Annotated in this window: 22 protein-coding genes and 1 tRNA gene; 10 read left to right on the forward strand and 13 right to left on the reverse strand. The window is 61.8% G+C overall.

The window, feature by feature from the left end; genetic code table 11:
- Positions 1 to 9: 9 nt before the first annotated feature.
- Positions 10 to 657 (reverse strand): shikimate kinase, encoded by a 648-nt coding sequence (locus ACQY7U_RS05620; protein WP_428642773.1) that lies wholly within the window; start codon positions 655 to 657, stop codon positions 10 to 12.
- Positions 658 to 855: 198 nt separating this feature from the next.
- On the opposite strand from ACQY7U_RS05620, the gene ACQY7U_RS05625 reads away from it, so the two are divergent.
- Complete coding sequence (locus tag ACQY7U_RS05625) at positions 856 to 999, forward strand: hypothetical protein (protein WP_428642774.1); 144 nt, start codon at positions 856 to 858, stop codon at positions 997 to 999.
- On the forward strand, positions 999 to 1,922 hold the full coding sequence (gene xerD / locus ACQY7U_RS05630) for a site-specific tyrosine recombinase XerD (RefSeq protein WP_428642775.1): 924 nt from the start codon (positions 999 to 1,001) through the stop codon (positions 1,920 to 1,922). Before ACQY7U_RS05625 ends, xerD begins: the two co-directional genes overlap by 1 nt.
- A 136-nt stretch (positions 1,923 to 2,058) precedes the next feature.
- Here the strand turns inward: xerD and ACQY7U_RS05635 are convergent, their stop codons facing one another.
- Positions 2,059 to 4,065, reverse strand: coding sequence for a methyl-accepting chemotaxis protein (locus ACQY7U_RS05635; RefSeq protein WP_428642776.1), 2,007 nt, complete (start codon positions 4,063 to 4,065; stop codon positions 2,059 to 2,061).
- Positions 4,066 to 4,435: 370 nt separating this feature from the next.
- Between ACQY7U_RS05635 and ACQY7U_RS05640 the strand changes: the two genes are divergently transcribed.
- Positions 4,436 to 6,082: an AMP-binding protein gene (locus ACQY7U_RS05640; protein ID WP_428642777.1), complete on the forward strand. Its 1,647-nt coding sequence runs from the start codon at positions 4,436 to 4,438 to the stop codon at positions 6,080 to 6,082.
- Here ACQY7U_RS05640 and ACQY7U_RS05645 read toward each other — a convergent pair.
- The 3 genes from ACQY7U_RS05645 to ACQY7U_RS05655 form a co-directional block, all read right to left on the reverse strand.
- Positions 6,072 to 7,202 (reverse strand): GNAT family N-acetyltransferase, encoded by a 1,131-nt coding sequence (locus ACQY7U_RS05645; protein ID WP_428642778.1) that lies wholly within the window; start codon positions 7,200 to 7,202, stop codon positions 6,072 to 6,074. The genes ACQY7U_RS05640 and ACQY7U_RS05645 overlap by 11 nt on opposite strands.
- On the reverse strand, positions 7,192 to 8,616 hold the full coding sequence (locus tag ACQY7U_RS05650; protein ID WP_428642779.1) for an oligosaccharide flippase family protein: 1,425 nt from the start codon (positions 8,614 to 8,616) through the stop codon (positions 7,192 to 7,194). The genes ACQY7U_RS05645 and ACQY7U_RS05650 overlap by 11 nt, the downstream gene beginning before the upstream one ends.
- Positions 8,617 to 9,507: 891 nt before the next feature.
- The gene (locus ACQY7U_RS05655) at positions 9,508 to 9,900 is read right to left on the reverse strand and encodes a YchJ family protein (RefSeq protein ID WP_428642781.1); all 393 of its coding nucleotides are present in this window, start codon (positions 9,898 to 9,900) and stop codon (positions 9,508 to 9,510) included.
- A gap of 104 nt (positions 9,901 to 10,004) precedes the next feature.
- On the opposite strand from ACQY7U_RS05655, the gene ACQY7U_RS05660 reads away from it, so the two are divergent.
- On the forward strand, positions 10,005 to 10,976 hold the full coding sequence (locus tag ACQY7U_RS05660; RefSeq protein WP_428642782.1) for an endonuclease/exonuclease/phosphatase family protein: 972 nt from the start codon (positions 10,005 to 10,007) through the stop codon (positions 10,974 to 10,976).
- Positions 10,977 to 10,988: 12 nt separating this feature from the next.
- On the opposite strand, the gene ACQY7U_RS05665 is transcribed toward ACQY7U_RS05660, so the two are convergent.
- Positions 10,989 to 11,354 (reverse strand): c-type cytochrome, encoded by a 366-nt coding sequence (locus tag ACQY7U_RS05665; RefSeq protein ID WP_428642784.1) that lies wholly within the window; start codon positions 11,352 to 11,354, stop codon positions 10,989 to 10,991.
- A 184-nt stretch (positions 11,355 to 11,538) separates the two neighbouring features.
- Here ACQY7U_RS05665 and ggt point away from each other — a divergent pair, with 184 nt between their 5' ends.
- Positions 11,539 to 13,284, forward strand: a complete 1,746-nt coding sequence (gene ggt / locus ACQY7U_RS05670) for a gamma-glutamyltransferase (RefSeq protein ID WP_428642786.1) — start codon at positions 11,539 to 11,541, stop codon at positions 13,282 to 13,284.
- A gap of 33 nt (positions 13,285 to 13,317) precedes the next feature.
- On the opposite strand, the gene ACQY7U_RS05675 is transcribed toward ggt, so the two are convergent.
- Both ACQY7U_RS05675 and ACQY7U_RS05680 read right to left on the reverse strand, forming a co-directional pair.
- A complete protein-coding gene (locus ACQY7U_RS05675; protein ID WP_428642787.1) occupies positions 13,318 to 13,884 on the reverse strand; it encodes a TetR/AcrR family transcriptional regulator in 567 nt (188 codons plus the stop codon).
- Positions 13,881 to 14,249, reverse strand: a complete 369-nt coding sequence (locus ACQY7U_RS05680) for a hypothetical protein (RefSeq protein WP_428642788.1) — start codon at positions 14,247 to 14,249, stop codon at positions 13,881 to 13,883. Before ACQY7U_RS05680 ends, ACQY7U_RS05675 begins: the two co-directional genes overlap by 4 nt.
- Before the next feature lie 229 nt (positions 14,250 to 14,478).
- Between ACQY7U_RS05680 and ACQY7U_RS05685 the strand changes: the two genes are divergently transcribed.
- The 4 genes from ACQY7U_RS05685 to ACQY7U_RS05700 all read left to right on the forward strand — a co-directional run bounded on the left by ACQY7U_RS05685 (position 14,479) and on the right by ACQY7U_RS05700 (position 18,037).
- On the forward strand, positions 14,479 to 15,264 hold the full coding sequence (locus tag ACQY7U_RS05685) for a ThuA domain-containing protein (protein WP_428642789.1): 786 nt from the start codon (positions 14,479 to 14,481) through the stop codon (positions 15,262 to 15,264).
- A 68-nt stretch (positions 15,265 to 15,332) separates the two neighbouring features.
- Positions 15,333 to 16,406, forward strand: a complete 1,074-nt coding sequence (locus ACQY7U_RS05690; protein WP_428642790.1) for a Gfo/Idh/MocA family protein — start codon at positions 15,333 to 15,335, stop codon at positions 16,404 to 16,406.
- A 540-nt stretch (positions 16,407 to 16,946) separates the two neighbouring features.
- Positions 16,947 to 17,543, forward strand: a complete 597-nt coding sequence (locus tag ACQY7U_RS05695; RefSeq protein ID WP_428642791.1) for an ankyrin repeat domain-containing protein — start codon at positions 16,947 to 16,949, stop codon at positions 17,541 to 17,543.
- A gap of 14 nt (positions 17,544 to 17,557) precedes the next feature.
- Positions 17,558 to 18,037 carry a YHS domain-containing (seleno)protein gene (locus ACQY7U_RS05700; protein WP_428642792.1) on the forward strand — a complete coding sequence of 160 codons (480 nt, stop codon included), beginning with the start codon at positions 17,558 to 17,560 and terminating at the stop codon, positions 18,035 to 18,037.
- 18 nt (positions 18,038 to 18,055) lie between these two features.
- On the opposite strand, the gene ACQY7U_RS05705 is transcribed toward ACQY7U_RS05700, so the two are convergent.
- From ACQY7U_RS05705 to ACQY7U_RS05715, 3 genes are all read right to left on the reverse strand, one after another.
- Positions 18,056 to 20,263, reverse strand: a complete 2,208-nt coding sequence (locus ACQY7U_RS05705; protein ID WP_428642793.1) for an adenylate/guanylate cyclase domain-containing protein — start codon at positions 20,261 to 20,263, stop codon at positions 18,056 to 18,058.
- A gap of 395 nt (positions 20,264 to 20,658) precedes the next feature.
- Positions 20,659 to 21,162 (reverse strand): nucleoside deaminase, encoded by a 504-nt coding sequence (locus tag ACQY7U_RS05710; RefSeq protein ID WP_428642794.1) that lies wholly within the window; start codon positions 21,160 to 21,162, stop codon positions 20,659 to 20,661.
- Positions 21,163 to 21,209: 47 nt separating this feature from the next.
- Positions 21,210 to 21,680: a nucleoside deaminase gene (locus tag ACQY7U_RS05715; RefSeq protein WP_428642795.1), complete on the reverse strand. Its 471-nt coding sequence runs from the start codon at positions 21,678 to 21,680 to the stop codon at positions 21,210 to 21,212.
- Positions 21,681 to 21,802: 122 nt separating this feature from the next.
- On the opposite strand from ACQY7U_RS05715, the gene ACQY7U_RS05720 reads away from it, so the two are divergent.
- A complete protein-coding gene (locus ACQY7U_RS05720; RefSeq protein ID WP_428642796.1) occupies positions 21,803 to 22,711 on the forward strand; it encodes a LysR family transcriptional regulator in 909 nt (302 codons plus the stop codon).
- 351 nt (positions 22,712 to 23,062) lie between these two features.
- On the opposite strand, the gene ACQY7U_RS05725 is transcribed toward ACQY7U_RS05720, so the two are convergent.
- Positions 23,063 to 23,308: a hypothetical protein gene (locus ACQY7U_RS05725; RefSeq protein ID WP_428642797.1), complete on the reverse strand. Its 246-nt coding sequence runs from the start codon at positions 23,306 to 23,308 to the stop codon at positions 23,063 to 23,065.
- A 256-nt stretch (positions 23,309 to 23,564) separates the two neighbouring features.
- Positions 23,565 to 23,639 (reverse strand) — tRNA-Gly (locus tag ACQY7U_RS05730).
- Between the last annotated feature and the right edge of the window lie 48 nt (positions 23,640 to 23,687).

Genomic DNA, 23,687 nt, shown 5'->3' on the forward strand with positions numbered 1-23,687 from the left:
CTTGAACTCTCAGGATGTTGCACTTTGCGAAGCGTCACCCGCCTCGCTGTTAAACAGATGTTCGGCCAGTGTAACGACGATCTGGTCCACCACCGCTTCGTGGGGAACGTCCTTCGACGTCACCGTCAGGGCCGCCTTGGCATAAACCGGCTCGCGCGTGGCCATCAGCTTGCGCATCGTGCCTTCCGGATCCGGGTTCTGCAGCAGGGGACGCGTCGCCCGGCGGCGGACACGCGCCATGACCGTCTCGAAATCCACCTTGAGCCACACGGACAGCCCGTGCTCTGCGATCTCGTTCCGGGTGGCCTCGCTCATGAAGGCGCCGCCCCCGGTGGCCAGAACCTGCGGCCCTTCCCGCAGCAGGCGGGCAATCACCCGTTCCTCGCCGCTTCGGAAGTAGGGCTCGCCGTGCTCGGAAAAGATCTCCGCAACGCTCATGTTGGCGGCACGCTCGATTTCGGAATCCGCATCGACAAAGTCAAGACCCAGCCGCTGTGCCAGCCGTTTGCCGACCGTCGACTTCCCGCAGCCCATGATCCCGACCAACACGATGGACCGGTGCCCAAGAGCCTCGACCAGACGGGCGAGATCAACGGATTTTGCGTGTTTCCCCGTGGCGCTCCCTTCGGAGCGCCGCATCTTGTCGTTATTCGTCATGGCCGCGTTTTAGCATATTCGCAAAAAAAGACACGGGAGAACTCGAAGACCGAACGACTTGCTTTGCCTTGCCTAAACCCGGCTGTTGCTGAAACAATCCTGCAACCGATTCGCTCCCGGAACTCCGCTTCCGAAGCGATCCGACTCGCCACTTTCAAATGGAACGCCCGAAAACAGGCTGACCTACGGAGACCCGACGTGCCGACCCTGACCCGCCTGCTGCTGGTGCTGCTTTTGCTGGGCGCTCTCGGATACGGCGCGATCTATTCCCAGGCGAATTTCGTCAATCCGCGTGAACGGGAAATCACGGTACGCGTCAAGAAGGACGGCTTTGGCCGCTGATGGCAACAGGCTTCGACCTCGAGACTTTCCTGGAGATGCTCGCCGCCGAGCGGGGAGCTGCGGAAAACACGCTGGCCGGCTACAGGCGCGACCTTGAAGACTTCTCCGGGTTTCTGGGACGCAAGACACTGGCGGCCGCGCAGCCGGAAGATATTTCCGCCTATTTGAGCGACCTGACCCGGCGCGGCTTTGCCGAAACTTCCCAGGCGCGGCGCCTGTCCGCCCTGAAGCAGTTCTACAAGTTTCTTTATTCGGAAGGCAGCCGTGAAGACGATCCGACGCGAACCTTGTCGGCGCCGAAGAAGCGGAGCCCTCTGCCCAAGGTCCTGTCGGTCGATGAGGTCGACAGGCTGATCGAGACGGCGAAAGCGGAAACGGAACGGCCGCAGAAGTCCGCCGCCGCGCGCTTGCGTGTCCAGCGCATGTACACGTTGATCGAGGTTCTCTATGCCACGGGCCTGCGCGTTTCCGAGCTGGTTGCCCTGCCGGTGACGGCGGCCCTGCGCGATGCCAGGCTGATCGAGATAAAGGGCAAGGGCGGCAAGGAACGTCTGGTGCCGCTGTCGCACGCCGCCCAGGCGGCAATGAAAGACTACGTCGGACTGCGTGCGGCGGAAGGCGCCCACGAGAACAGCCCCTGGCTGTTTCCTTCCCACGGCGAAAGCGGTCACCTGAGCCGTCAGCACTTTGCGCGCGACCTGAAGGACCTTGCGGTCCGGGCCGGGCTCGCCGCGGCAAAAGTCTCCCCCCACGTCCTGCGCCACGCCTTCGCGTCGCATCTTCTGCAGAACGGTGCCGACCTGCGTGTGGTTCAGCAACTCCTTGGCCACGCAGACATTTCCACGACGCAGATCTACACCCACGTCCTGGACGAGCGGCTGCGCGAGCTTGTCGAAAGCACCCATCCGCTGGCACGGAAGTAGCGTTTCACAGGGCATGGTCCGCCAGCTGCCCGCAATGGCCGCTCCCCCCCATTCGTAATCCCGGCCACACACGCAAAACAAAACAGCCAGGCACCTTCGGGAGCCTGACTGCAACCTTGAACCTGGATGTATCTCCTCAGGCGGCGCGCACGCCTTCCAGGAAACTGGAGATTTCGCTGCGGATAAGCGCGGCCTGTTCGGAAAGTGACCCCGCCAGTTGCTCGACCTCGCTGCCTGTCGCCCGGGCATGTTCGGTTGCCGAACCGACGGCTGTCATGCATTCGGCGCCCTCATGCGACCGTGTGGAGGCATCGACCACGTTTTTCGCGATCGACTGGACCGCCGCATCCTGCTGAACCACCGCGGACGCCACGGCCGAGGCCAGCCCCTCCATTTCGGAGATGATGTCGGTGACCTGCCCGATCGCATCGAGAGCATGATTGGAGGACATCTGGATCGCCTCGACCTGGCTGGCAATGTCTTCGGTTGCCCGCGACGTCTGCTCCGCCAGTTGTTTCACTTCGGAGGCGACGACCGCGAAGCCCTTGCCGGCTTCGCCTGCCCGCGCAGCCTCGATGGTCGCATTCAGCGCCAGGAGGTTGGTCTGGTTGGCAATGTCGCGGATCAGACCCATGACTTCACCGATCCGGTCGGCCGCGCGCGACAGCTGCTCCATGGTCTGGGACGTGCCTTCGGCACTCGCGACCGCTTTCTTGGCAACTTCGGTCGAACTCGAAGCCTGGTTTGAAATCTCGTTGATGGACGCAGCGAGTTCCTCGCTGGCAGAGGCCGCGGAATTGACGTTTTCGGCGGCAACCCGGACAGCCTGGTTCGCACGATCCGCCTGCTGCGCGACATCGTCCGCCGCCGCCTCGACGGCCACCGAGGTCTGCGTCAGATCGGCGGTCGAGTTGTCCAGGCTTTCCAGGGCCTGACCAACTGTACCTTCGAAATTTGCGATGAGCGCCTCCAGGCGGGCGACCCGCGCATCGCGCTGTGCGTTCTCCTGTTCGGAAGCTTCCGTGAGCCGCTGGCGTTCGACCGCGTTTTCCTGGAAAACGGACACGGTGCGTGCCATCGCGGCGATTTCGACGCTGCCCTTGGCTTCCGGCAAGTCGACGTCCACCTGGCCAGACGCCAGGTCTTCCATTGCGTTCTGCAGACGGGACAGCGGCACCGCAATGGAGCGTCCGATGAAGTGGCCCGCCAGGACGCCTGACACCAGGAAGGCGGCAATGACACTGATGACCGCCAGGGTCGAGAACGCGCGCACCCGCGCAAGGCTCTTCTGGGCGGCGAGTTCCGTTTCCCGCGCGGCGTCGCTGAGCGCGGCCAGACGCGGCGGCACCAGATCAAACAGGTTCTCCAGCAGTTCGATCGACTTGTCCTTTTCCGCGACCGCGGCCGTGTAGGTATCGAAGGCCTCGCGATAGACGCCCATCTTCGCGGTCATCTCGTCCTTGAGTTCCTCGGGCAGTTTTGCCTTCTTCATCCGGCGCTCGTACCTGCCGAAGGCAACCTCGAAATTGCCGAGCGCAACGTCGTTGCGGTCAAGGATGAACTTCTTTTCCGACAGCTGAACCGCCATCATGACCGGCACCAGCTTCTTGAAGTCAGGACCGCCCCCGAACCTTGCTTCCTTCTCAAGACGTTTCAGGACGCTGTCGGCATTGCCGCTGAGCGTTGCCAGAACGCCGGTCTCCGAATCGAAACCGATGGTTTCCTGTACCGTATTCAGCGTGGCAAAGGCCGTGGACGCCTTGTCGAGCGTGTCGCGCACCTCGGCAATCTCCGCGCTGAAGGCCTCGGCCACCGGCTTGGCGGAGATTTCGTCCAGAACCGCGTGAGCCTCGACCAGCTTGGCCTCGAACAGTTCGTGATCCTTTGCCTTGGGACGGGCGACATAGCCCTTCTCGATGTTGCGCATGCCGTTGGCGATATCGGAAAGATCCGCCACGCTGCGGGCAAGGCCTGCGCTCTGGTCGAGCCGGTCGAACGCGCCTGCCACTTCCTTCTGGCTCCAACCGAACACACCGCCGATCGACAGCAGGCCGACGGCGGTCAAAAGGCTCAGCGACAGAATTCTCAGCTTCACGGAAAGCCCGCCAAAGCGAGCCAGAACGGACTGCCCAAACTTCTTCATGGATCTACAGGTCCCCAGCCGGACTATTTGGTAATTGGATCCGATATTGCAGGACAGAAGTTAAGGAAGCGTCCAATTTCCGGCGAATGTGCCATGTCTAGATAGCATTTAACCGGGAAAGACTTGCCACCCCGGAAGCTTCCGGCTCCACATGCCTGGAAGGCGCCGAGCCGTTTGCCCGCGCCGCCCTGAAAGCCGCGATTTCGAGCGCTCCCGACACCACATCGATCCGCGGCCTCTCGAAAGCGGTACAAGTAAAGAAAGGTCGGTTACTTGCACGGTGCCAATACTCGTCTCTCCAGTCTATTGCACTGCAGCAAGCGCCGCCCTACACTCCGCTGCCAAATTTTGAAGCATCGGACGCCCAAGCATGCTGCAGCCCGCCAGCGACTATGAAACCCTGACTGCCAATTTCCGCTGGTCCCTGCCGGAGGTCTACAACATGGCATCCGCCGTCAGCGACGGCTGGGCGGCGAGCGCGCCGGAACGTCTTGCCATTCGCCAAGTAGCGGCTGACGGATCACAGGAAGACTGGAGCCACGGGGCTCTCAACCGGGCGGCCAACAGGTTCGCCAACGTACTGACCGCCAAGGGCGTCAGGCCGGGAGACAGGGTAGCCCTGCTGCTGCCCCAGATCCCCCAGACTGCCGTTGCCCATCTCGGTGCCTACAAGACCGGAGCGGTCGCCGTTCCCCTGGCCGCGCTTTTCGGTCTCGACGCCCTGCGCTACCGCCTTGCCGATTCCGGGGCCAGGGTTCTGGTGACCGACACTGCCGGGCTCGCCAAGCTTGCCGAAATCCGCGACACCCTGCCGGGCTTGGATCTGGTCCTTTCAGTGGATGGCCCAGGTGACGGCGCCGAGTCGTTCGAGGGTCTGCTCTCCCGCGCCTCCGACAGGTTCGAAACGCTCGCGACCTCGCCGGACGATCCGGCCCTGATGATCTACACTTCCGGCACGACCGGCCAGCCGAAGGGCGTCCTGCACGGCCACCGGGTGTTGCTCGGCCATCTGCCGGGGATCGAATTGTCGCAGAATTTCCTGGGACAGGACGGCGACCTTTTGTGGACGCCCGCCGACTGGGCCTGGGCGGGCGGGTTGCTCAACGCGCTTTTCCCGGCGTTGTCGCTCGGCGTTCCCGTCGTTTCCTACGCTTCGAGGAAGTTCGATCCCGAATTCGCCTTCCGCCTTCTGGAAATGCAGGGCATCCGCAACGCCTTCATCCCGCCGACCGCGCTGAAGATGTTGCGTGCCGTGGAAAGCCCGGCGAAGCGATTCAGGCTGAACTGGCGCAGCGTCGGGTCTGCCGGAGAATCCCTCGGCCGGGAAACCTACGACTGGTTTGCGTCCGAATTCGGCTTTCCGGTCAACGAGTTCTACGGCCAGACGGAATGCAACGCCGTGCTAGGCTCCGCCGCTGCCATCGGCGTCAGCCGGTCCGGGGCCATCGGCAAGGCAACGCCCGGACATGAGGTCGCCATCATAGATGACGACGGCAATGCTCTGCCCACCGAAACGCTCGGCCAGATCGCCATCAGGCGGCCGGATCCGGTGATGTTCCTGAAGTACTGGAACAAGCCGGAAGCAACGGAAGAAAAATTCATCGGCGACTGGATGATCACCGGCGACCAGGGCGTGATGGATGAAGACGGCTATGTGCATTTCATCGGCCGGGACGACGACATCATCACCTCGGCCAGCTACCGGATCGGACCGGGGGAAATCGAGGATTGCCTGATCAAGCATCCGGCCGTCGCACTGGCGGCCGCCGTCGGCAAGCCGGACGCGCTGCGCACCGAAATCGTCAAGGCCTATGTCGTTCTGAAAGAAGATGCACAAGCGGACACGGCGTTGGAAGACAGTATCCGAAGCTTTGTCCGCGAGCGCCTGTCCGCCCATGAATACCCGCGGGAAATCGCCTTTGTCGACGCCCTGCCCATGACGACGACCGGCAAGGTGATCCGCCGCAAGCTCCGCGATCTGGCGCGCGAGGAAATGGCAGATAGCCTTACTTCCTGAGCTTCCGCTTTACGCTCCGGGCCATCTGGCGCAGGGTCTGTTCGGCGGCTAGATCCACCATGGCCAGCCTCCGCTTTGCGTCGCCCACGGCTCCCGAAGCGATCAGCATGGTTGCCGTTTCCAGCCGCCCCGGCCACAGGGGCTCGATCATCGAGTGCCCCGGAACAGCCAGCGAGTCGGCGCCTTTGAAACCCGTCAGCGCAAGGTTTTCCCGAAAGGCCTGCAGCGCGATCTGAACGCCCGGCGAATAGCGCGCGAAGTCCTCGTCGTAGGCGATTTTCCAGGAATAGGACCAGCCGCCTTCCACGAAGGACACCAGCGCGGCAACGAGCTTTTCACCTGCCCGAAGCAGGTCTATCCGTATCTCCCTTTCCCCGGCCAGATTTGCGACGGCAGCTCTTGCGAAGGCCACCGTGTCCGGGCGGCTGGCCAGCGCCGTCCCGGCCCGGCCTTTCCAGCCGGAAGCCTCCACGGCCAGGAACTCCTCGAATGCGGCAACGGCATCCGCACCTGAAAGGCTTTCAAACCGCACCGGGCCGTGGTCACCCAGTCGGCGAAACAGGCGGCGCCATTCCTTCCCCCGCTTGCCGCTGCACGCCGCTTCCAGCTGCGCCTTGCCGGCAGCGCCGCCGTCATGGGCGGCCCGCCGTGCGCGGGACACGAGATGGATCCGTTCCGGCAATGCCTCTGCAAGCAGCCGGGCAGCGCGTGATCCAGACGGCAGGTAGGGGATGGCAAGCAATCCGCCGGATCGGGCCACCCCCTCGACAAAGCAGGTGATCTCAACGGGTCCGGCGACCGGATGAACCAGGGGCGTTCCGAGCGGCGCGTAATGGGTTGCCCAGACGGTTTTCACCGGCAGGACGAGACCGAAGCGCCGCATACCGACGGGCGCGGCCAGCAACCAGTCTCCGGATGCGCGGTTCCGCACGACGGCCAGGCGAATGCCTTGCGGCGCCATGTGTTGAAGATAGGGCTTCAGGAAGGCCGGACCGAAGAACGGGTTCGGGTCGGCTGCGGCACCACTGAGCGCCTGCCAACGCTCAACCGGACACCGATCGCTCAGCGGATCGGAAAGGAGGAATTCCAGATCTGACAGCGCCTTTGGATCACTGATCAACCGGCCGCCCCTTACGTAAAAACATCAATGGCAGAACAAACGTTGTTATATTCAGCTTGCGCCTGACGGTCACGGCAAGACAAGTCGCTTCAAAAAGAATTGCGCAGCTTGTGGCAATGGCGGCTCCCGCAAGGCCGAACTGCGGAATGAGCGCCAGATTGAAAAGAACATTGAGCAGGAAGGTGGCGGCGTAGATCCCGGCGCAGGAGGTCTGGTTGCCGGTCATGGTCAGCAGGGCATCCGCCGGTCCGACCGATGCGCGCGCCAGGACACCGATCATCAGAATGGCGATCAGCTCATATCCGCTGGTGAAATCGCTGCCGAAGAGACGGAGCAGCAGTGGAGCCGCGAGCAAAAGCACGGCTCCGGCCGCGACAGACGGCCAGAAGGTCCAAAGCGTTGCCTGATGCACATAGTCCGCCAGTCCCTTCCGGTCGCCGTTATGGGCGAAGTTGGAAAACCGGTGCGCGGAAGCCGCCCGCACGGCGAAATAGACGAAGTGGACGAGCGCCAGCGTCTTGGACGCGGCAAAATAAACGGCAACCTCTCCGGGATCGCGGAAGAAACTGACCATGATGACGTCGGCACTGGTGATCAGCTGCAGGAAGCCGTCCACGAGCAGCATCGGCAAGGAGATTGCCAGCCAGAATGTCAACTCGGTTCTGCGCGGACCAGCCGGAATGCGCGGCGCCAGTTTCCGCCGCAGGTGAAGATACTGGTAGAGCGCGACCAGCAGGGTGGCCGAAACGGCGACAAGAACGGTCGTCAGCGCATCCGTCCGCAAGCCACTGACGGCGACCACGACCAGAAGGAAAAGGATCGCCAGCGGTCGCCAGACATAGGTCGGCAGCATGGCAAGCGACGGCCAGTCATAGCTGCGCGCTATGCCATCCTGAACCAGGCCGACGGCGAAAAACGGCAGGGCCAGCAGAACCACCGAGACAGGCAGGACATAGAAGGGCTCGATGACCGGCCGCAGCAGGTAGACGCCGCCCATTCCGGCGGCGGCGGCCAGTGTGCCGATCAGGAAGGCCGTTTGCCGGCTTGTCCGCAGGAAACCCCGCAACCCGTTCAGGTCGCCCTTTTGCAGATACTGCGGAATGAACCGGTTGGCAGAACTTGAAAACCCGCCACATGCCATGACGCCGAAGACGATCACCAGCGTCCAGGCAACGGAATAGATGCCGTAATCATGAGCCCCCATTAGCCGGGCCAGCACGATTTGCGACAGATAGGCAAGGGCAGCGCCCGCGACCCGCACCACGAAGGTGAACACCGCCATGCGCCCCGCGGCACTGCCTTCCGTCTGGTCAGCGCGCAGGACCGCGGCAACGTCACGGGCCCCTTTCCCCAGGATACGGGGCAGGGCCGAGCCGTTAATTCGCTTTGTCCAGGCACTGGCGGTGAAACGCAATTAGGAAACCCTTGATCACGAGCTTAAGAATGAGGATGAACTGGATTTCGGCGAACAGCTCCTCCCCGGGGAGCTGAGTTGCGCGGAAGGCGGTTCATTTTCTTGCCCCTTGCGGCGCGGCAGGCAGGGTTCGGCATTCATGACCCACGTGCGTTACCGCGCGGCAAGGCCGCGCCGCGCGCCCGTTTTGTCGAGTTTTCACCATTCCAATACCATGACCTGCACGGGTACGAGGCTGCGCCCTCGGTGACCATTCTTCCGTATTTGTGTCATGACACGCTTAATATTTCGTCTGCACCAATAAAACGGCGCCACGACAGCTGGGAATTTTCGCGTTCATATTCGCGTCACTGCGGCAGGTTTTCACAAGACATGGGCAAACGGGAAACAGCAAGGGTGCCCGCACCGCCGACTGCTGACAAAGGCGTTGTGTCCCGGTTCCGTTCCGCCCTAGCGGAGCGCGAGCCGGGGCTTGATGGCCACAAACTCCTGGCTCCTTTCCAGGGTTTACTGCTCTTGGTCCCAAGATCCCGGTTCTTCGCTTCGCCAGGTCCGGGAAGGCGAGGCCGGAGGCTGTCATTACTCCCGACAGCCCCGCAGCGGCACATTTTTCCATTTTCCCGGAAAACACACTTGACTTGGATCGGCATCTCCGTGAAGAATGAGAACATAACAGGAACAAATCAGCTTTGCACCTGATGCGTTCCGCCGGTACGGGCGGCACACGCTCCTTGCCGGCACCCCTGAAGAGATTGCGGATGTTGAGGGCTGCCTCCCCTTCGGTCCGCAGATTGGTCCGGTCCCTGTTCCCGCCGCCATTTACAGGGACCGGACACTCTTTCCCGTCTTCCGGCCCGTCTTCCCGCAAATGTGGTCGTTTCAGCCGTCGCTTCAGAGTGCCTCCACGTAATACCAGCACCCGGCTTTCTTGCGGAACCGGCTGCGCTCGAGGTGGACGTTCAGCTTCGCCCCGGACAGATATCTCGCCTCGAACAGAACTGTGCCGTCGCGGTCGTTCTCGCCGCCTTTGTCCGTCTCAAGAACGCTTAGTCCGGTCCAGTGGTTCTCAGCCGCCCACCGGGCCGTGCCATCGGCATCGAAGCCGTCCTGAAATTTCGGCCAGAGCGTTGCCTTGAGATAGGCGATATTCTGGCGGACGTAAGCCGAATAGCGTGACCGCATCAGGGCCTCAGCCGTCTTCGGCCGCGCCCGGCCCTGAAGGAAAGGTCCGCAGCAGGCCTCGAAGGCTGCACCGCTGCCGCAGGGACAAGGATCGTCCGCCATGAAAATCTCCCGAAATCCGGATACGCTCTGGGCAGCTCTCTACCACTTGACCGCGCGCGCCGCTATTGTGCCCGTCCAACTTCCGTACGAATGGGCGCCCGGGAATGAAGCTTGCCACTTTCAACATGGAATCCTTCGGCGCGGACCGGCATGATCCGGACGCCTTGAAGCCGCGCATCGAGGCGCTGCGGCCAAGGATACTGGAACTGGACGCGGACATCTTGTGCCTGCAGGAGGTCAACGCGCAGAAACGCAGGCGCGCGCCGAAGCGGGAGTTTCAGGCGCTCGAGCTGCTTCTGGACGATACGCCCTACAAGACGTTTCACAGGGCAACCAGCGACCGCCCGTCCGGCAAGGGGCCCGGTGACCGGCACAATCTTGTGATCCTGTCGCGTTACCCGATCAAACGGGCGGAAAGTCTTTATCAGTCCCACGCGCATGTGCCCCTGTGGCAATCAAAGACGGCGGAGCCGGTCTGGTCCGGGCCCCAGGCAGTTCTCTTCGACCGGCCCGTGCTCAAGACGGAAATCGATATCGGCACGGACCGTCCCTTGCATCTCTTCGGCGTTCATTTGCGTGCGCCGGTCGCCGCCATGATCCCGGGAGGAAAGCTCCCAGACCGCAGCTGGAAAAACATTTCGACCTGGGCCGAAGGCTATCAGCTGTCCGTGCTGAAACAGACCGCCCAGGCCCTGGAACTGCGTCTGGCGGCGGAAGCGCTTTTCGACGCCGACGAAGAGGCGCAGATCGTTATGGCCGGTGATTTCAACGCGACGGGGGAAACCGGAACGCTGCGGCTGCTGCGCGCCGATCCCGAAGACACAGGCTCGCCCGATTTCGCCAACCGGCGCCTTTTCCAGCTCGACGCGTCGCTGCCGCCCGAACGGCGCCAGACCGTCATTCACAGGGGCAAGGGACAGGCGCTGGACCATATCCTGGCCAGCGCTTCCATGCACAGCAAGGCCGTCGATTTCAAGGTGTTCAACTACGGCCTGCCGGACGAGGTCTATGATGCCCACGGCGGCGACTATGCCGGCTCCTACCACGCCGGCATGCGGGCCGAGTTCAGGATCTGATCCGCGGAGAAATCAGGGAGCGAGCGAGCCGATATAGGCCGCCAGGTTGGCAATCTCGATGTTGCCCAGGTTCATGCTCGGCATGATGGGGTGAGGGTCGGCCAGAAAGGTTGCCAGCTTCTCTTCCGTCCATCCCGGGTCCTTTGCAATGTCGTAGAAACTCGGCAGGGAAACGCTCGACGCCGTGGCCTGATCCTCTGACACCAGATGACAGGAGGAACACCATTGCAGGGCAAGATCCTTTCCGGCAGCCGCATCGGCGGCCTGCACGGCCTGCGATTGCACAAGCAGTCCCAGACATCCGGCAGCGATCGCGCATACAGAATACGGAAGGCCCCGGTAAGGGCGCCGGCTTGAACGGAGAGCATTGCCAGTCATGGGACCTCCTTGGAGAAACGAAAATCTTCAAAGTGCAAAAACATTCGCCAGATTGCAGCCTAACAGGAGAATTGGCCTTGCGGTGAATCAATCGCGCAAGAGGCTCAACTTTCGGGGGAATTTGAATTGCCTCTCGCGCCTGCCTCTTGCACACTCTCCGGCGAACCAATCGCCGGAGACGAAGATGAAACCTACCGTGAAATCGATGATCTGCGCAGTCTCGATTGCAGTTGCGCTTGTTGTTGCCCCCGGCCGGCCGCTTTATGCCGACGAGGCGCCGATCTATTCCCTCAAGGACCGCTTCCAGCCGGTGACGGCGCAGAACGGTATGGTCGCCAGCCAGGAAGCGGTTGCGACCGGTGTCGGTCTTGAGATCCTGAAGAAGGGTGGCAATGCAGTGGATGCGGCCATCGCGACCGGCTTCGCGCTGGCCGTGACCCTGCCACGGGCGGGCAATCTCGGCGGTGGCGGCTTCATGCTCGTGCATATGGCAGGAAGCGGCGAGACCAAAGCGCTGGACTACCGGGAAAAAGCGCCCGCCGCTGCCTTCAAGGACATGTTCCTGGGCGATGACGGCGAACCGGACAAGCAGAAGTCCCGCTATTCGGGCCTTGCCGTCGGAGTGCCCGGAACGGTCGCCGGTTTCGCCGCGGCTCACAAACAGTACGGCAGCGGCAACCTGGCCTGGGCGGACCTGGTTGCGCCGGCGATCAGGCTTGCCGAAGACGGGATCACCGTGACGCCCGGCCTGTCGGCGGCGCTCGCTTCCGCCGCCAAACGGCTGACGCAGGACCCGGCAAGCGCTGCGATTTTCTACAAGGAAAATGCGGCGCTTTACGCTCCCGGCGAGATCCTCAAACAGCCGGACCTTGCCAAGACGCTGCAACTGATCGCCAACAAGGGCGCCGAAGGTTTCTACAAGGGCGAAATCGCAGAAAAGATCGCCGCCAAGGTCCAGGCGAACGGCGGCGGAATGACTGTGGAAGACCTCGCCGGCTATGAAGCGATCTGGCGCGAGCCGGTCACCGGCAATTATCGCGGCTACCGGATCGCCTCGATGCCGCCGCCCTCTTCCGGCGGCGTCCACATCGTGGAAATTCTCAACATGCTGGAGAGTTTTCCGGTTGCAGAGTTCGGCCCGAACTCGGCCGACACCATCCACGTGATGGCCGAATCCATGCGCCGCGCCTATGCCGACCGGTCCAAGTATCTCGGCGATCCGGACTTCGTCAGCGTGCCGGTCAAGGGCCTGACCTCGCCGGACTATGCGGCCGAGCTGGTGAAGACCATCCGGATGGATGCGGCAACCCCGTCCGTTGACGTCAAGCCCGGCGACCCGTTCCCTTACGAGAGCAACCAGACAACGCATTTTTCCGTCGTCGACAAGGACGGCAATGCGGTGTCCAACACCTACACGCTGAACTTCTCCTTCGGCGTCGGCATGACGGCGGACGGCACCGGTGTCCTGCTCAACAACGAACTGGACGACTTTTCCGCCAAGCCGGGCGTGCCCAACGCCTATGGCCTGATCGGCGGCACGGCCAACGCGGTGGCCGGCAACAAGCGCCCGCTCTCCTCCATGAGCCCGACGCTGGTCTTCAAGGACGGCGAACTCTTCCTGGCGACCGGTTCGCCCGGCGGCAGCCGGATCATCACCACCACCTTGCAGATCATCATGAATGTGGTGGACCACCAGATGAACATTGCCGAGGCCACCGCCGCCCCGCGCGTCCATAATCAGTGGTTGCCGGACGAAATCCGCATCGAGGAAGGCCTGTCTCCCGATACGATCCGGATCCTTGAAAGCCGCGGCCACAAGGTGGAGGTCAAGAACGCCATGGGCTCGACCCAGTCGATCATGAAGGTTGGCGGCCTGCTGGCGGGCGCCTCCGACCCGCGCCGGATCGGAGCTCTGACGGCGGGCTACTAGAAAGGAAAAGTTTCCTCGCGACCGGACCGGATGTCAGTCCGGCCGCGAGGGCAACCTGACGGCCGACTTCACCAGTCCGGCAAAGCGCCGCTCGAGCGCCTGCCGTTCCGCTTCCGGCATATCGGGCCAGACGACCTGAACACCGACGAAGGCTGCATATTCGATCCTGGCAATCTCAAGCGCAAAGCCGGGTTCGAGCCCAGAGCCTTCATAGAGCTTCGCCAGGAACCCTGTTCTGAGTTCGTCGACCTCCCGAACCGCCCTGAGGGCCGTCGCATTGCCTTGTGCGAACTGGCGCACCGCCCGTTCCAGATCCTGATCCAGACCACTTGCCAGATCGGACAGTTTCCGGGCCCGGTCGTTCGGCGCCTGCAGCAGGGTCTCCTCCGCAACGTCATGGGTGTTCCGCTGTTTCCAGGCCTCCATGAGCGCCTCGATGAAAGCACCGTGATCGCTGAAGTGGTGGTAGAACGAACCGCGCGTGCGGTCGGCCGCCTCGCAAAGCGCCTCAACCGTCAGACCGGCGCTACCTTCCCTGGCCAGCTGCCCCAAACCAAGAGACAACCAGTCGGTTTTTCCGAAACGTTTGCGTTGCTTCATGAGACCCCGATGGCGCCGAGCACTGTGATCGGCAGAAACAGCCAGCCCTGAGGCATGTGCGCATATGTTTGCTTCTTCATCGGCGGTACCGCAAGGCCGAGCAGGCAGATGGCTCCGGTCAATCCGGTTGCCGCCCAGGCAAGTTCAAGGCTGTCCGGCCGCATCGCGGCAAAGGCGAACATCGCGGCGATGGCCGCCAGCGCTATCGTGACGATGTGCCAGCAGAAATAAGACACATATTTCGGCACCGGCGCGAGATCGGCCGCCTGCAGAAGCGGAACGGCAATCTCGCGCCCCCCGAGAAATGTGTGAATGAGGCAAACGCCTGCCGACAGCCCTGCCGCTATCAAGAGAAAGATATTCATCGAAACCCCCGTCTATACCATACTATATGGTATGTTACCGATTTCCGGCTTGAAGACGATGCGGCTGACCGCCGCACGATCCGCCATGCGACAACCCGGCTGGTATCGGCAAGTTGTCTCCAGCCCGGAATTGACAGCCGCGAAAACCAGTGATAGCGCTATCCAAAGCGCTTTGAAAACCCTGTCCCCGCGACACCCTCACACAAATTGCGAACCGGAAGGAGCCGCTATGGCGATCAGAACCGTGGTCTGGGGCGAGAACGTCCACGAACAGCACAACGAAGTCGTCGCACGTCTCTATCCGGACGGCATGCACAATTGCATTGCCTCGGCGCTGAATGCCGACCCGGACATCAGTGCCACCACCGCAACGCTGCAGGAACCGGACCACGGCCTCTCGGAAGAGAGGCTGGCGGAAACGGACGTGCTGCTGTGGTGGGGTCATGCCGCTCACGGCGACGTGGCCGATGAGGTCGTCAACCGCGTCTGTGAGGCGGTGTGGTCCGGCATGGGCATGATCTTTCTTCATTCGGCCCATTTCGCCAAGCCTTTCCTGCGGCTGATGGGCGGGCCCTGCAATCTCACCTGGCGCGAGGCAGGCGAGCGCGAGCGCCTTTGGATCACCAGCCGCAACCATCCGATCACGAGAGGGCTGCCGGACAGTTTCGAACTGGAGATGGAGGAGATGTACGGCGAACCCTTCGGCGTGCCGGAACCGCTCGAGACCGTCTTCATCAGCTGGTTCCAGGGCGGCGAGGTGTTCCGCTCCGGCCTCACCTACAAGCGCGGTGCCGGCAACATCTTCTATTTTCGCCCGGGACACGAGACCTATCCCACCTATCACGATCCGAATGTACGGACCGTGCTGAAAAACGGCGTCAAATGGGCCTTCAATCCGATGGCGCGCATCGCCGAGCCCACGGCGGCACCCAATGTGCCTGTGGACCGGGCCCCGGAAAAAATCGAGGAACGCGGCCCCAAGCTTCACAAGGCCGGAGAAGAAGGTTTCCGCTGACACTGTCCGGGCCGTCCAAAGGTGCCGGGCGCACGGACGGAGCGGTTCCTGCCCGATGGAGCGTTTTCATGACTTCAGCCCACTCCCCTGTCCGGATCCTGATCCTTGGCACCGGAAACATGGCCCGCACGCATGTGGCCGCCTTTCAGAAGATTCCCGGTGTCGAGGTCGTCGCGGGCGTCGACCGGCGCACCGAAATTCTCGATGCGTTTTGTGCGGAACTCGCAATCCCGCATCGCTTTGAAACGCTTGAGGACGCGATTGCATGGGGCGCATTCGATGCCGTTTCGAATGTCACTCCGGACGCCGTGCATCACCCCACCACTCTGCCCCTGTTGCGGGCGGGAAAACACGTCCTGTGCGAAAAGCCGCTCGCGACCAATGCTTCCGACGCGCGCGAAATGGCCGATCTTGCCCGGACCAAGGGGCTCATCGGCATGGTCAACCTGAGTTACCGCAATGTCGCCGTGTTGCAGCAGGCGGCCGGACTGGTGGCGGAAGGAGCTCTCGGCGCGCTTCGCCATTTCGAGGCCTCCTACCTTCAAAGCTGGCTTACGCAGCCGGCCTGGGGGGACTGGCACACGGAAAGCCAGTGGCTCTGGCGCCTGTCGACGGAGCACGGCTCAAAGGGCGTTCTCGGGGACGTCGGCGTTCACATTCTGGATTTTGTCGTCCATGCCGCCGGCAGCCCGGTTGCGGGGCTTTCCTGCCGCATGAAGACATTCGACAAGGCTGACGGCGGGCGGATCGGCGACTATGTCCTTGACGCCAACGACAGCTTCACGCTCCAGGCCGAGCTTGAAAACGGCGCGCTCGGCACGGTCAGCGCGACCCGGTTTGCCTCCGGTCACCTGAACGATCTCCGTCTGCGCCTGTACGGCGACAAGGGGGGGCTGGAAGTCCGGTTTGAAAACAGGATCGAAAGCTTGCGGATCTGCGATGGGCCGGATCTGGAACGCGCGGTCTGGCGAGACATTGCGGCATTGCCTGTACCGACGGTTTACGAGCGTTTCGTCACCGCGATCCGCACCGGCAAGGCGGCGGAGCCGGGGTTCGATCATGGCGCCAGATTGCAAATGGTACTGGATACTGCTGAAAAATCGCACTCAGACGCCAGCCGGTTTCTCGAGCTGGACATCTGAGTACGTAAAAGTCCCCCCGGACCTGCGGCGGAACCATAGGGCTCCGCCGCAGACACGGGTACTTGAGGCAAAGCAAAACACGGGAAAGATATCCGGCCATGGCCAGTCTCCCCCGTAAATTGCCTTTCGACATTACGCCCCGGATCTCTGAGATTTCCTTCCGCCGATAGGAAAGGTTTGTCTTAATTTTTAAGCTTGCCTCGCCCATTCCCACCAACTACGTGGAAATCCTTATGCATTGCCGCATACAAAAAAATGTGATTGCGATGCACTGATTGCCTTTCGGTTTCGCAATTCACCGGGGGCATTTCACGGCGCCGATACCGGCGCGCTGAAGCATCCGAGCACCAGCGGCATCCAAACACGATATTTTTCCGGACCTTGGCACCCTCCCAAGCGCTACCGAAGCAGAACATTCCAGCAGATCCCGGGCGCGGCTTGCCGCAACTGCTGCCATCCGGTCCGCGAGGTTCCACCGAGGCCGCTTATTTGCGCGCAATCTGCCCTTTGGGTAAAATGGCGGTCAGTGGAGGGATCTCGATGTTAGGACGGTTCGCCGGAATAATCGGCGTGGTCTGCGTCATGGGAGCAGCCAACGCCGGTCCGCTATTCGACGCCGCGAAGCAAGGCGATGCCGCCGCGGTAAAAAGCCTGCTGGAAACCGGAACCCCGCCTGAGGATCGCGGATTGAACGACGCGACGCCACTGATTGCCTCGGCCCTGGCGGGACATACGGAAATCGCGAAAATACTGCTGGATGCGGGCGCTGACATCATGGAGCGCAATCGCGGCGGTTTCACCGCATTGCATGCGGCCGCCTACGGTGGCCAGACCGATGTTGTCCGTCTGCTACTGGACCGGGGGGCCGATCTGGCGGACCGGAATAACGAGGCTGGCCAGACACCCCTGTTCATGGCAGCGGAAGAAGACCACCTTGAAACAGCGGAACTGTTGCTTGCCGCGGGCGCCGACCCGACGGCGATCGACCGTCACGGCTTCAGCGTGCTCACCCAGACCTGGTCGAAAAAACGGATGAAAATGGTCGGCCTGTTGAAACAGCACGGCGCTGTTTGCCAGTCGGCCAATGTGCTTGGCAGCGAGGACTATTACCAAAGATGCCTTGAAGCCGGGCAATGAATGGAGGTTTGAAAATGCGTATCAGCACTTTAACGGCCTGCCTGATATGCCTGGCCTTGCCCGGCACGGCAGCAGCAGGCGGATCGGTCAACACCGGCCCGTTCGGCGGCGTTGCCATCAAGGGATATGACACTGTTGCCTATTTCACCGAACACAAGGCGATGAAGGGCTCCAGTGAATTTGCCTATGAGTGGCTCGGAACGCCATGGCACTTCGCCAACAGCCGCCATAGGGACCTGTTCGCCGCCGACCCGGTCAGATATGCCCCTCAATACGGCGGATACTGCACCCTTGGCGTCGGCATTGACGGTCACGCCTCGGCAAACATCGATCCTGAACGGTCGTGGCGGATCATCGACGGGAAGCTTTACTTCGTCTACGACCCGACTTACGCCGAAGAACTTGACGGCCCGGCCAGGGACGATTGGCTCGCCAAGGCGGATGCTCATTGGCCGGACCTGCAGGAGAAGCTGGAAAAGAACCTGCTGAACTGAACAGGGCCGTTCCCGCTGTCAGTCGTCCGGCGCGAAATGGAACACCATGTTCCCGTTGACGTATGTATAGGGGAATTGTGTATCGCCCCCCGTTTCGGCAGCCCGGTAAATCGGCCCGCACACGGCACGGGCAAGTGCCAGCGCTTCATATTGAAGGCAAAGCCGGTCGCCTGAGACATGGGCTGAACCGGTCGCGAACAAGGCGGGGGTCCGCACCGCGAGAACACCGTCTCGTGAAATCTGAAGGGCCCCCGGCCCGAAGCCGTCCAGGTGACCACGCCAGCTCCTTCCAATCGCGATCTCCCGAATTTCCGCTGCACCGAGCGCGCTACGCGACTCCGGGTCAAATCCGAACGGCCATTTCTGCACTCCGGCACGGATCATCGCGTCCAGGACATGCTCAAGATCCTCGGCACGCCGGAAATGCGCCAGGTTCACCCGGAAAAGTTCCACACTCGTATTCGGCCCGACCCGTTCGGACTCCGCCGCCGCCTGGCGCGCAAGATCTGCCTGCCCCGCCTCCGCATAGGCAGCGCTGAGCAAAATCTGGAAATCGTCGAGGCCGGCGGATTCGAACCGGACTTCTTCAAGAATTTCAACGGCGCGTGCCGCCTGCCCGTCCAGAATGTAGGACATGGCGGCAACCTGCCGTGCATTGGTCGGCAAACGCGGATTGAGCTTCAATGCCAGCTCGAATTCCGCAATGGCTTCCTTGTGGCGGCCGCCGAAGGTATGAACCAGGCTGAGCGTCGCATGGGCTTCCGCTTCCCCCGGCGCCAGATCGACGGCCTGCCGGGCGGAGGCCAGCGCCTGGTCGTAGCGCCCGTCCACGGTCTGCAATTCCGCGAGCACGGCGAGCGGCAGGGCCGCTTCCGCATCGAGTTCGAGCGCGCGGCCGGCATGTTCGTAGGCAAGTTTGCGGGCAACCGGAAAGGCCAGAATGTCATCATAGTCCCGGCGCATGACCAGCGCCTCGACACGTGCCATGGCCGCATAGGCGCGCGCGAAGGACGGATCCAGGGACGTTGCCTTGTCGTAGAGGCGCAAGGCTTCCCTCAGCCGCGGACGCAATCCGCTGCGCGCGGCCTCCTCGGCGCGCAGATAATTGTCATAGGCCTCCAGATTGTTGGTCGGCAGTCGCGTGACCCTCTGAAGTTCCGATGGCGAGAGCTGAACGGCAAGGCTGTCGACGATGTGTTCGATCACTTCGTCCTGAACCGCGAACATGTCCGGGGAGCTGTGATCGACCCTCTCCGCCCACAGGTTCTCCCCGTTGAGGCTGTCAATCAGCTGGGCGTTGATACGCACGCCACGCGCCATCCGCCGGACGCTCCCCTCAAGCACATATCGAACGCCGAGCTCGCGGGCGATGTCACGGGTATCCGCCACACTGTCCTTGAAGGAGAAGGCGGCATTGCGCGAGATGACGAACAGACCGGAAATCTTCGACAGGTCGGTTATCAGATCGCTGGTAAGTCCGTCTGCGAAATAGTCATCCTGCGCCGCCGCATCCAGATTTTCAAACGGCAGCACCACCAGGGAGGGTCGGCCCGCCATGGCGTCGACCGTCTGCGCCGGAGGTTCCGCAGGGGCTTCGCCGCGAAAGTCCCGCCAGAAAAACAGCGCTCCGGCGAGCACGGCCAGTACCGCCAGACCCAGCATCACCGGCACGACGCCGGTGTGCCTGCGAGACGGGTTTGCCGCTTTGCCCGGCCTGTCAACGATCTGGTACACCAGGATGGGATCCGGAAGGTTCTTCACGTGCCTCAGCCCGGCCTCCACATATTCCTTGCTGATCTTGCCGTGGGTGTATTCATAGACCTCGCGCGAGACGCAGATGCCGCCCGGCTCCGCAAGCGGTTCCAGGCGCGAGGCAACATTCACCCCTTCCCCGTAGATGTCGTCGTCTTCGATAATCAGGTCGCCCATATTGACCCCGATGCGAAGCTCAACACGGTGCTCTTCGGGCAAACCCAGATTATATTCTTGCGTCACCGCCTGAATGCCGATCGCACATTCGACCGCGTCAATGACACTCGGGAATTCCGCGAGGAGACCGTCCCCGACCAGCTTGACCACACGTCCATGCCGGTCGGCAATCAGCGGCTCGACAAACCGGGAGCGCAACTCGGTCAGGCGTTCATAAGTCCCAACCTCGTCAATTGCCATCATCCGGCTGTAGGCGACCACGTCGGCAGCGAGTATGGCGGCAAGTCGGCGTTCCATCTCCTTGCTCCTCCGCTTGAAAGACTAGCAGGCACGGGAAGAGCCGGTAATCGCGTTGTTGCCTCTTCGGAACACAAACTCAGGACGGAAGGACGCCTGCAATGGCACATATGCCGATAGATTCACCGCGCGATCGGGGTCAGCGCCCGGACCGCGCGGGAAAGGCTTGGAAGAAATGACGAGCCCCTCCGGAACGATGGCAGCAGGCGCACCCGCACATCGGACGACCGGAAGGTCTTCGGCCGTCCGCGGTTTCCTTGCCTGGAAACAGGCCCTCAGGAAAACAGTCGCCGGGGGTTGGTTCGGCGGCCGGCATTCCATCGACCCAACGCGAACGGCCGAATGTGAACGGACCAGCCGGGAGATATGTGCTGCGGTCCGTCACAAACGCGCGGTTACGTCCAGAACCCCAGGTGGGGAACGCGTGCCTCGTCTTCGAGAACCGGGCCGATCACGACGGTCGGGTGATGCGGGGCGCTTTCGAAGACCTTTTCGCACGGGACATTGAGCAGCGGCGGATGCGGGTTGTCCCCGCTCACGCAGATGTCGATCAGTCCTTTTTCGGACAGTCCGAAGACCACGGCGCGGATGCCGGTCCAGAACGTTGCACCGGCACACATGGCGCAGGGCTCGGTGCTGGTGACCATGACGTAATTCGCCCGCTCTTCCTCGCCGAAGGCCCTAGCCGCCGCGCTCATGAGATTATGTTCCGCGTGGCACGTCACGTCACCCAGTTCGCCGACCGAATTTTCAGCTTCCAGAACGATATTTCCCTCAAGATCGCACAAGAGTGCCCCGAAAGGATGATTGCCCTTTTCCCTGGCCGAGGCCGCGAGTGCAATCGCCCGGCGCATCAGGCCTTCCAGGTCGAGTTTTTCCAGATTGAGCATTTCTTTCATCTCATTTTCCTAGCCAGTTTCCTGCCGCCGGCGCGGCATGCCGCGCCTTACCAGAAGCCCCGATGGCCTTCGGCGACTTCTTCTTCAAGTTCCGTGAAGGGACCGCGTGTCTCGACCTCCCGCTGTCCGGCGCGGAAAACATGCTCGCAGGGCAGATCCAGTGTGAGGTTCTCGGGATTGTCGCCGGTGAGGACCGCGAGGCGTTTTTCGGTCATGCCGTAGACGACCGTGCCGATGCCCGCCCAGTAACTGGCGCCCGCGCACATGCAGCAGGGTTCGACCGATGTGTAGAGCGTGCATTCGGCCAGAAACTCGGGCGAATACATGCGGCTGGCTTCACGGACAACATTCAGTTCGGCATGACCGACGCCCTTGTCCGCCTGGTAGGTATTGCCGCTGCGCAGCAGGATTGTGCCGTCCGGTCCGGCAAGAAGGGCTCCGAACGGATGATTGCCCTCTTCCCGGCTGTCTCTGGCGATCCGGATGGTTTCCCGCAAGAGCTTCAGGTCGTCTGCCATGATTTCTGCCTCCGTGTTTCGTCGTCGTCGGCCACAGTCTAGGCACCTTCGATTGCGCGAAGAACTTGAACTATTAGCGCTTCATGATCTAAAATTTCGAACACGAAAGACCGGATCGGCCTATGCCTGAATTTTCCCGCGAACTGTATTCATTCGTCGAAATCGCGCGCGAGCGCTCCATCCGCAAGGCCGCGGACAAGCTGAACATTGCCTCCTCCGCGCTCAGCCGGCAGATGCAACTGCTGGAGAGCGACCTTGGTGTCCGGCTCTTCAGCCGTCGCACAAAGGGCGTGGAACTGACGGACAAGGGCCGCATCTTTCTGAAGCAGGCAGAAGCCTGGCTCGAACAGGGAAACCGGCTCCGGGCGAACCTGTCGCGGAATGCCTCCGAAGGCGAAAAGATCTTCCGCGTCGGTGCGATGGAATGTTTCGCCGGAGCGCTTGTCCCGGAGCTCGCACAGCGGGCGAGAGAAGAATGCCGATATGACCGGACAGAGGTAAAGATCGGCGGCACATCGGCCCTGACCGACGCCTTGCGGGAGGGAGACCTCGATCTCATCGTCGCCTTCAATGTGCTTCACAGCCAGGAGGTCCGGGTGGTTTCGGAAACGCCTTGCCGTGTCGGCATGGTCTACAGTCCCGCTCTCTGCGAGATAAGGGAACCCGAAGTCCGTGTGTCCGATTGCCTCGACTGGCCGATCTGCCTGTTCGACGAGAGCTTTTCCCTGCACACAAGGCTGCAGGCCGAGATCCTGAAACAGCGCAAGAGCGCCCAGATCCTCGCAAGCAGCAATTCAGTCGGAGTGATCCGCGAAATGGTCGCCCGCGGAGACTGCGTGAGTTTTCTGTCCTGGTTCGATGTCCGGGACGACGTGCTGGCGGGCCGCGTCAGGTTCGTGCCGCTGCTGGACAAGCGTCTCGTCGAACGCATCTGCATCTGCGTCTCCGGAACACGTCCCTTCGACCGGGACCTTGCCTTTGCCGCCCGACAGGCACGGCAGATCGTCGATGAACTCGCGGTGATGGAATAGGAGGAAACGCTTTCTCCGGCCCTTCGGCATGAGTGCCAACCGGTTTTCCCTGCCACCAACAACATGTGCGGCGGGTTACCGGGACAAAAAAGCGCTCAACAGTTTTGCGGAGGCAATAAAACAAAAAGGCCCGGTGACCCGAGCCTTTTTCGTTTCAAATCCTTTGAGGGCCGACCTGATACATGGGCGACGGCCGAAGGAGAAATCCAGCCCTGACTGAAAAAGACTCGGCCGGTTGGTCAGCTCCGGGGGGAAGGTCATATCACCGCCCCCCTATACTGCAACGAAAGCTCAAGCAGATCTCTGCAAGATTCAGAAACCAGAGCACTTGAGCGCATATTTATCTGATGACTATTTTTCGCATCTGAACGATGCCGTGGGCAGCGAGAAGCCATTGGTCGGAATGGTAGAGGTATAAACCGCATTCTTGCCGTGCTTCTGACATTCTTCCTGAGCCATGGCAGCCATTTTTGCGGGGTCATACATTCCCGGATCGTATTGGACCAGCACGCTCGATGGATTTGATGCCACAACACTTTGGCAACCTGCCAGCGCAACTGTTAACAAGGCTGCTGCCGCAATTTTTTTGTAAGTCATTGATAACCCCACCAGAATCGATAAAGTGCCGCCGCACCCTAGAGTAGTGCCCGCCTTGCAGCAAGCGTGAAACACGAATTGGCGAAAGCATTCCCCATATTTGAAGATACCGGTGAAGCTGAGGGAGCAGAGCGGGCCAGCCAGCGCGCAACCTTGAGCACCTTGCCCGTTGAGGATTGTGAACATCGGTGTGAACGGAGGAACGCCTGGACGAACGTAAAAGGGCCCAGGATTTCTCCTGAGCCCTTTTGAAATCTGGAGCGGGCGATGGGATTCGAACCCACGACCCCAACCTTGGCAAGGTTGTGCTCTACCCCTGAGCTACACCCGCATAGTGTCCCGAGCGCTTGGCGGTGACCGCCTCGTCTTCGGTGGCGCA

Source organism: Roseibium sp., from assembly GCF_050301095.1.
Lineage (GTDB): Bacteria > Pseudomonadota > Alphaproteobacteria > Rhizobiales > Stappiaceae > Roseibium.

Bases quoted from the DNA above. Each gene is read 5' to 3' on its own strand.
- ACQY7U_RS05705 (WP_428642793.1), bottom strand. From the start codon at position 20,263: ATGGAACGCCGACTTGCCGCCATACTCGCTGCCGACGTGGTCGCCTAC.
- ACQY7U_RS05635 (WP_428642776.1), bottom strand. From the start codon at position 4,065: ATGAAGAAGTTTGGGCAGTCCGTTCTGGCTCGCTTTGGCGGGCTTTCC.
- ACQY7U_RS05715 (WP_428642795.1), bottom strand. From the start codon at position 21,680: ATGGCAGACGACCTGAAGCTCTTGCGGGAAACCATCCGGATCGCCAGA.
- ACQY7U_RS05710 (WP_428642794.1), bottom strand. From the start codon at position 21,162: ATGAAAGAAATGCTCAATCTGGAAAAACTCGACCTGGAAGGCCTGATG.
- ACQY7U_RS05680 (WP_428642788.1), bottom strand. From the start codon at position 14,249: ATGAATATCTTTCTCTTGATAGCGGCAGGGCTGTCGGCAGGCGTTTGC.
- ACQY7U_RS05695 (WP_428642791.1), top strand. From the start codon at position 16,947: ATGTTAGGACGGTTCGCCGGAATAATCGGCGTGGTCTGCGTCATGGGA.
- ACQY7U_RS05665 (WP_428642784.1), bottom strand. From the start codon at position 11,354: ATGACTGGCAATGCTCTCCGTTCAAGCCGGCGCCCTTACCGGGGCCTT.
- ACQY7U_RS05660 (WP_428642782.1), top strand. From the start codon at position 10,005: ATGAAGCTTGCCACTTTCAACATGGAATCCTTCGGCGCGGACCGGCAT.
- xerD (WP_428642775.1), top strand. From the start codon at position 999: ATGGCAACAGGCTTCGACCTCGAGACTTTCCTGGAGATGCTCGCCGCC.
- ACQY7U_RS05690 (WP_428642790.1), top strand. From the start codon at position 15,333: ATGACTTCAGCCCACTCCCCTGTCCGGATCCTGATCCTTGGCACCGGA.
- ACQY7U_RS05655 (WP_428642781.1), bottom strand. From the start codon at position 9,900: ATGGCGGACGATCCTTGTCCCTGCGGCAGCGGTGCAGCCTTCGAGGCC.
- ACQY7U_RS05620 (WP_428642773.1), bottom strand. From the start codon at position 657: ATGACGAATAACGACAAGATGCGGCGCTCCGAAGGGAGCGCCACGGGG.
- ACQY7U_RS05700 (WP_428642792.1), top strand. From the start codon at position 17,558: ATGCGTATCAGCACTTTAACGGCCTGCCTGATATGCCTGGCCTTGCCC.
- ACQY7U_RS05720 (WP_428642796.1), top strand. From the start codon at position 21,803: ATGCCTGAATTTTCCCGCGAACTGTATTCATTCGTCGAAATCGCGCGC.
- ACQY7U_RS05725 (WP_428642797.1), bottom strand. From the start codon at position 23,308: ATGACTTACAAAAAAATTGCGGCAGCAGCCTTGTTAACAGTTGCGCTG.
- ACQY7U_RS05675 (WP_428642787.1), bottom strand. From the start codon at position 13,884: ATGAAGCAACGCAAACGTTTCGGAAAAACCGACTGGTTGTCTCTTGGT.
- ggt (WP_428642786.1), top strand. From the start codon at position 11,539: ATGAAACCTACCGTGAAATCGATGATCTGCGCAGTCTCGATTGCAGTT.
- ACQY7U_RS05640 (WP_428642777.1), top strand. From the start codon at position 4,436: ATGCTGCAGCCCGCCAGCGACTATGAAACCCTGACTGCCAATTTCCGC.
- ACQY7U_RS05685 (WP_428642789.1), top strand. From the start codon at position 14,479: ATGGCGATCAGAACCGTGGTCTGGGGCGAGAACGTCCACGAACAGCAC.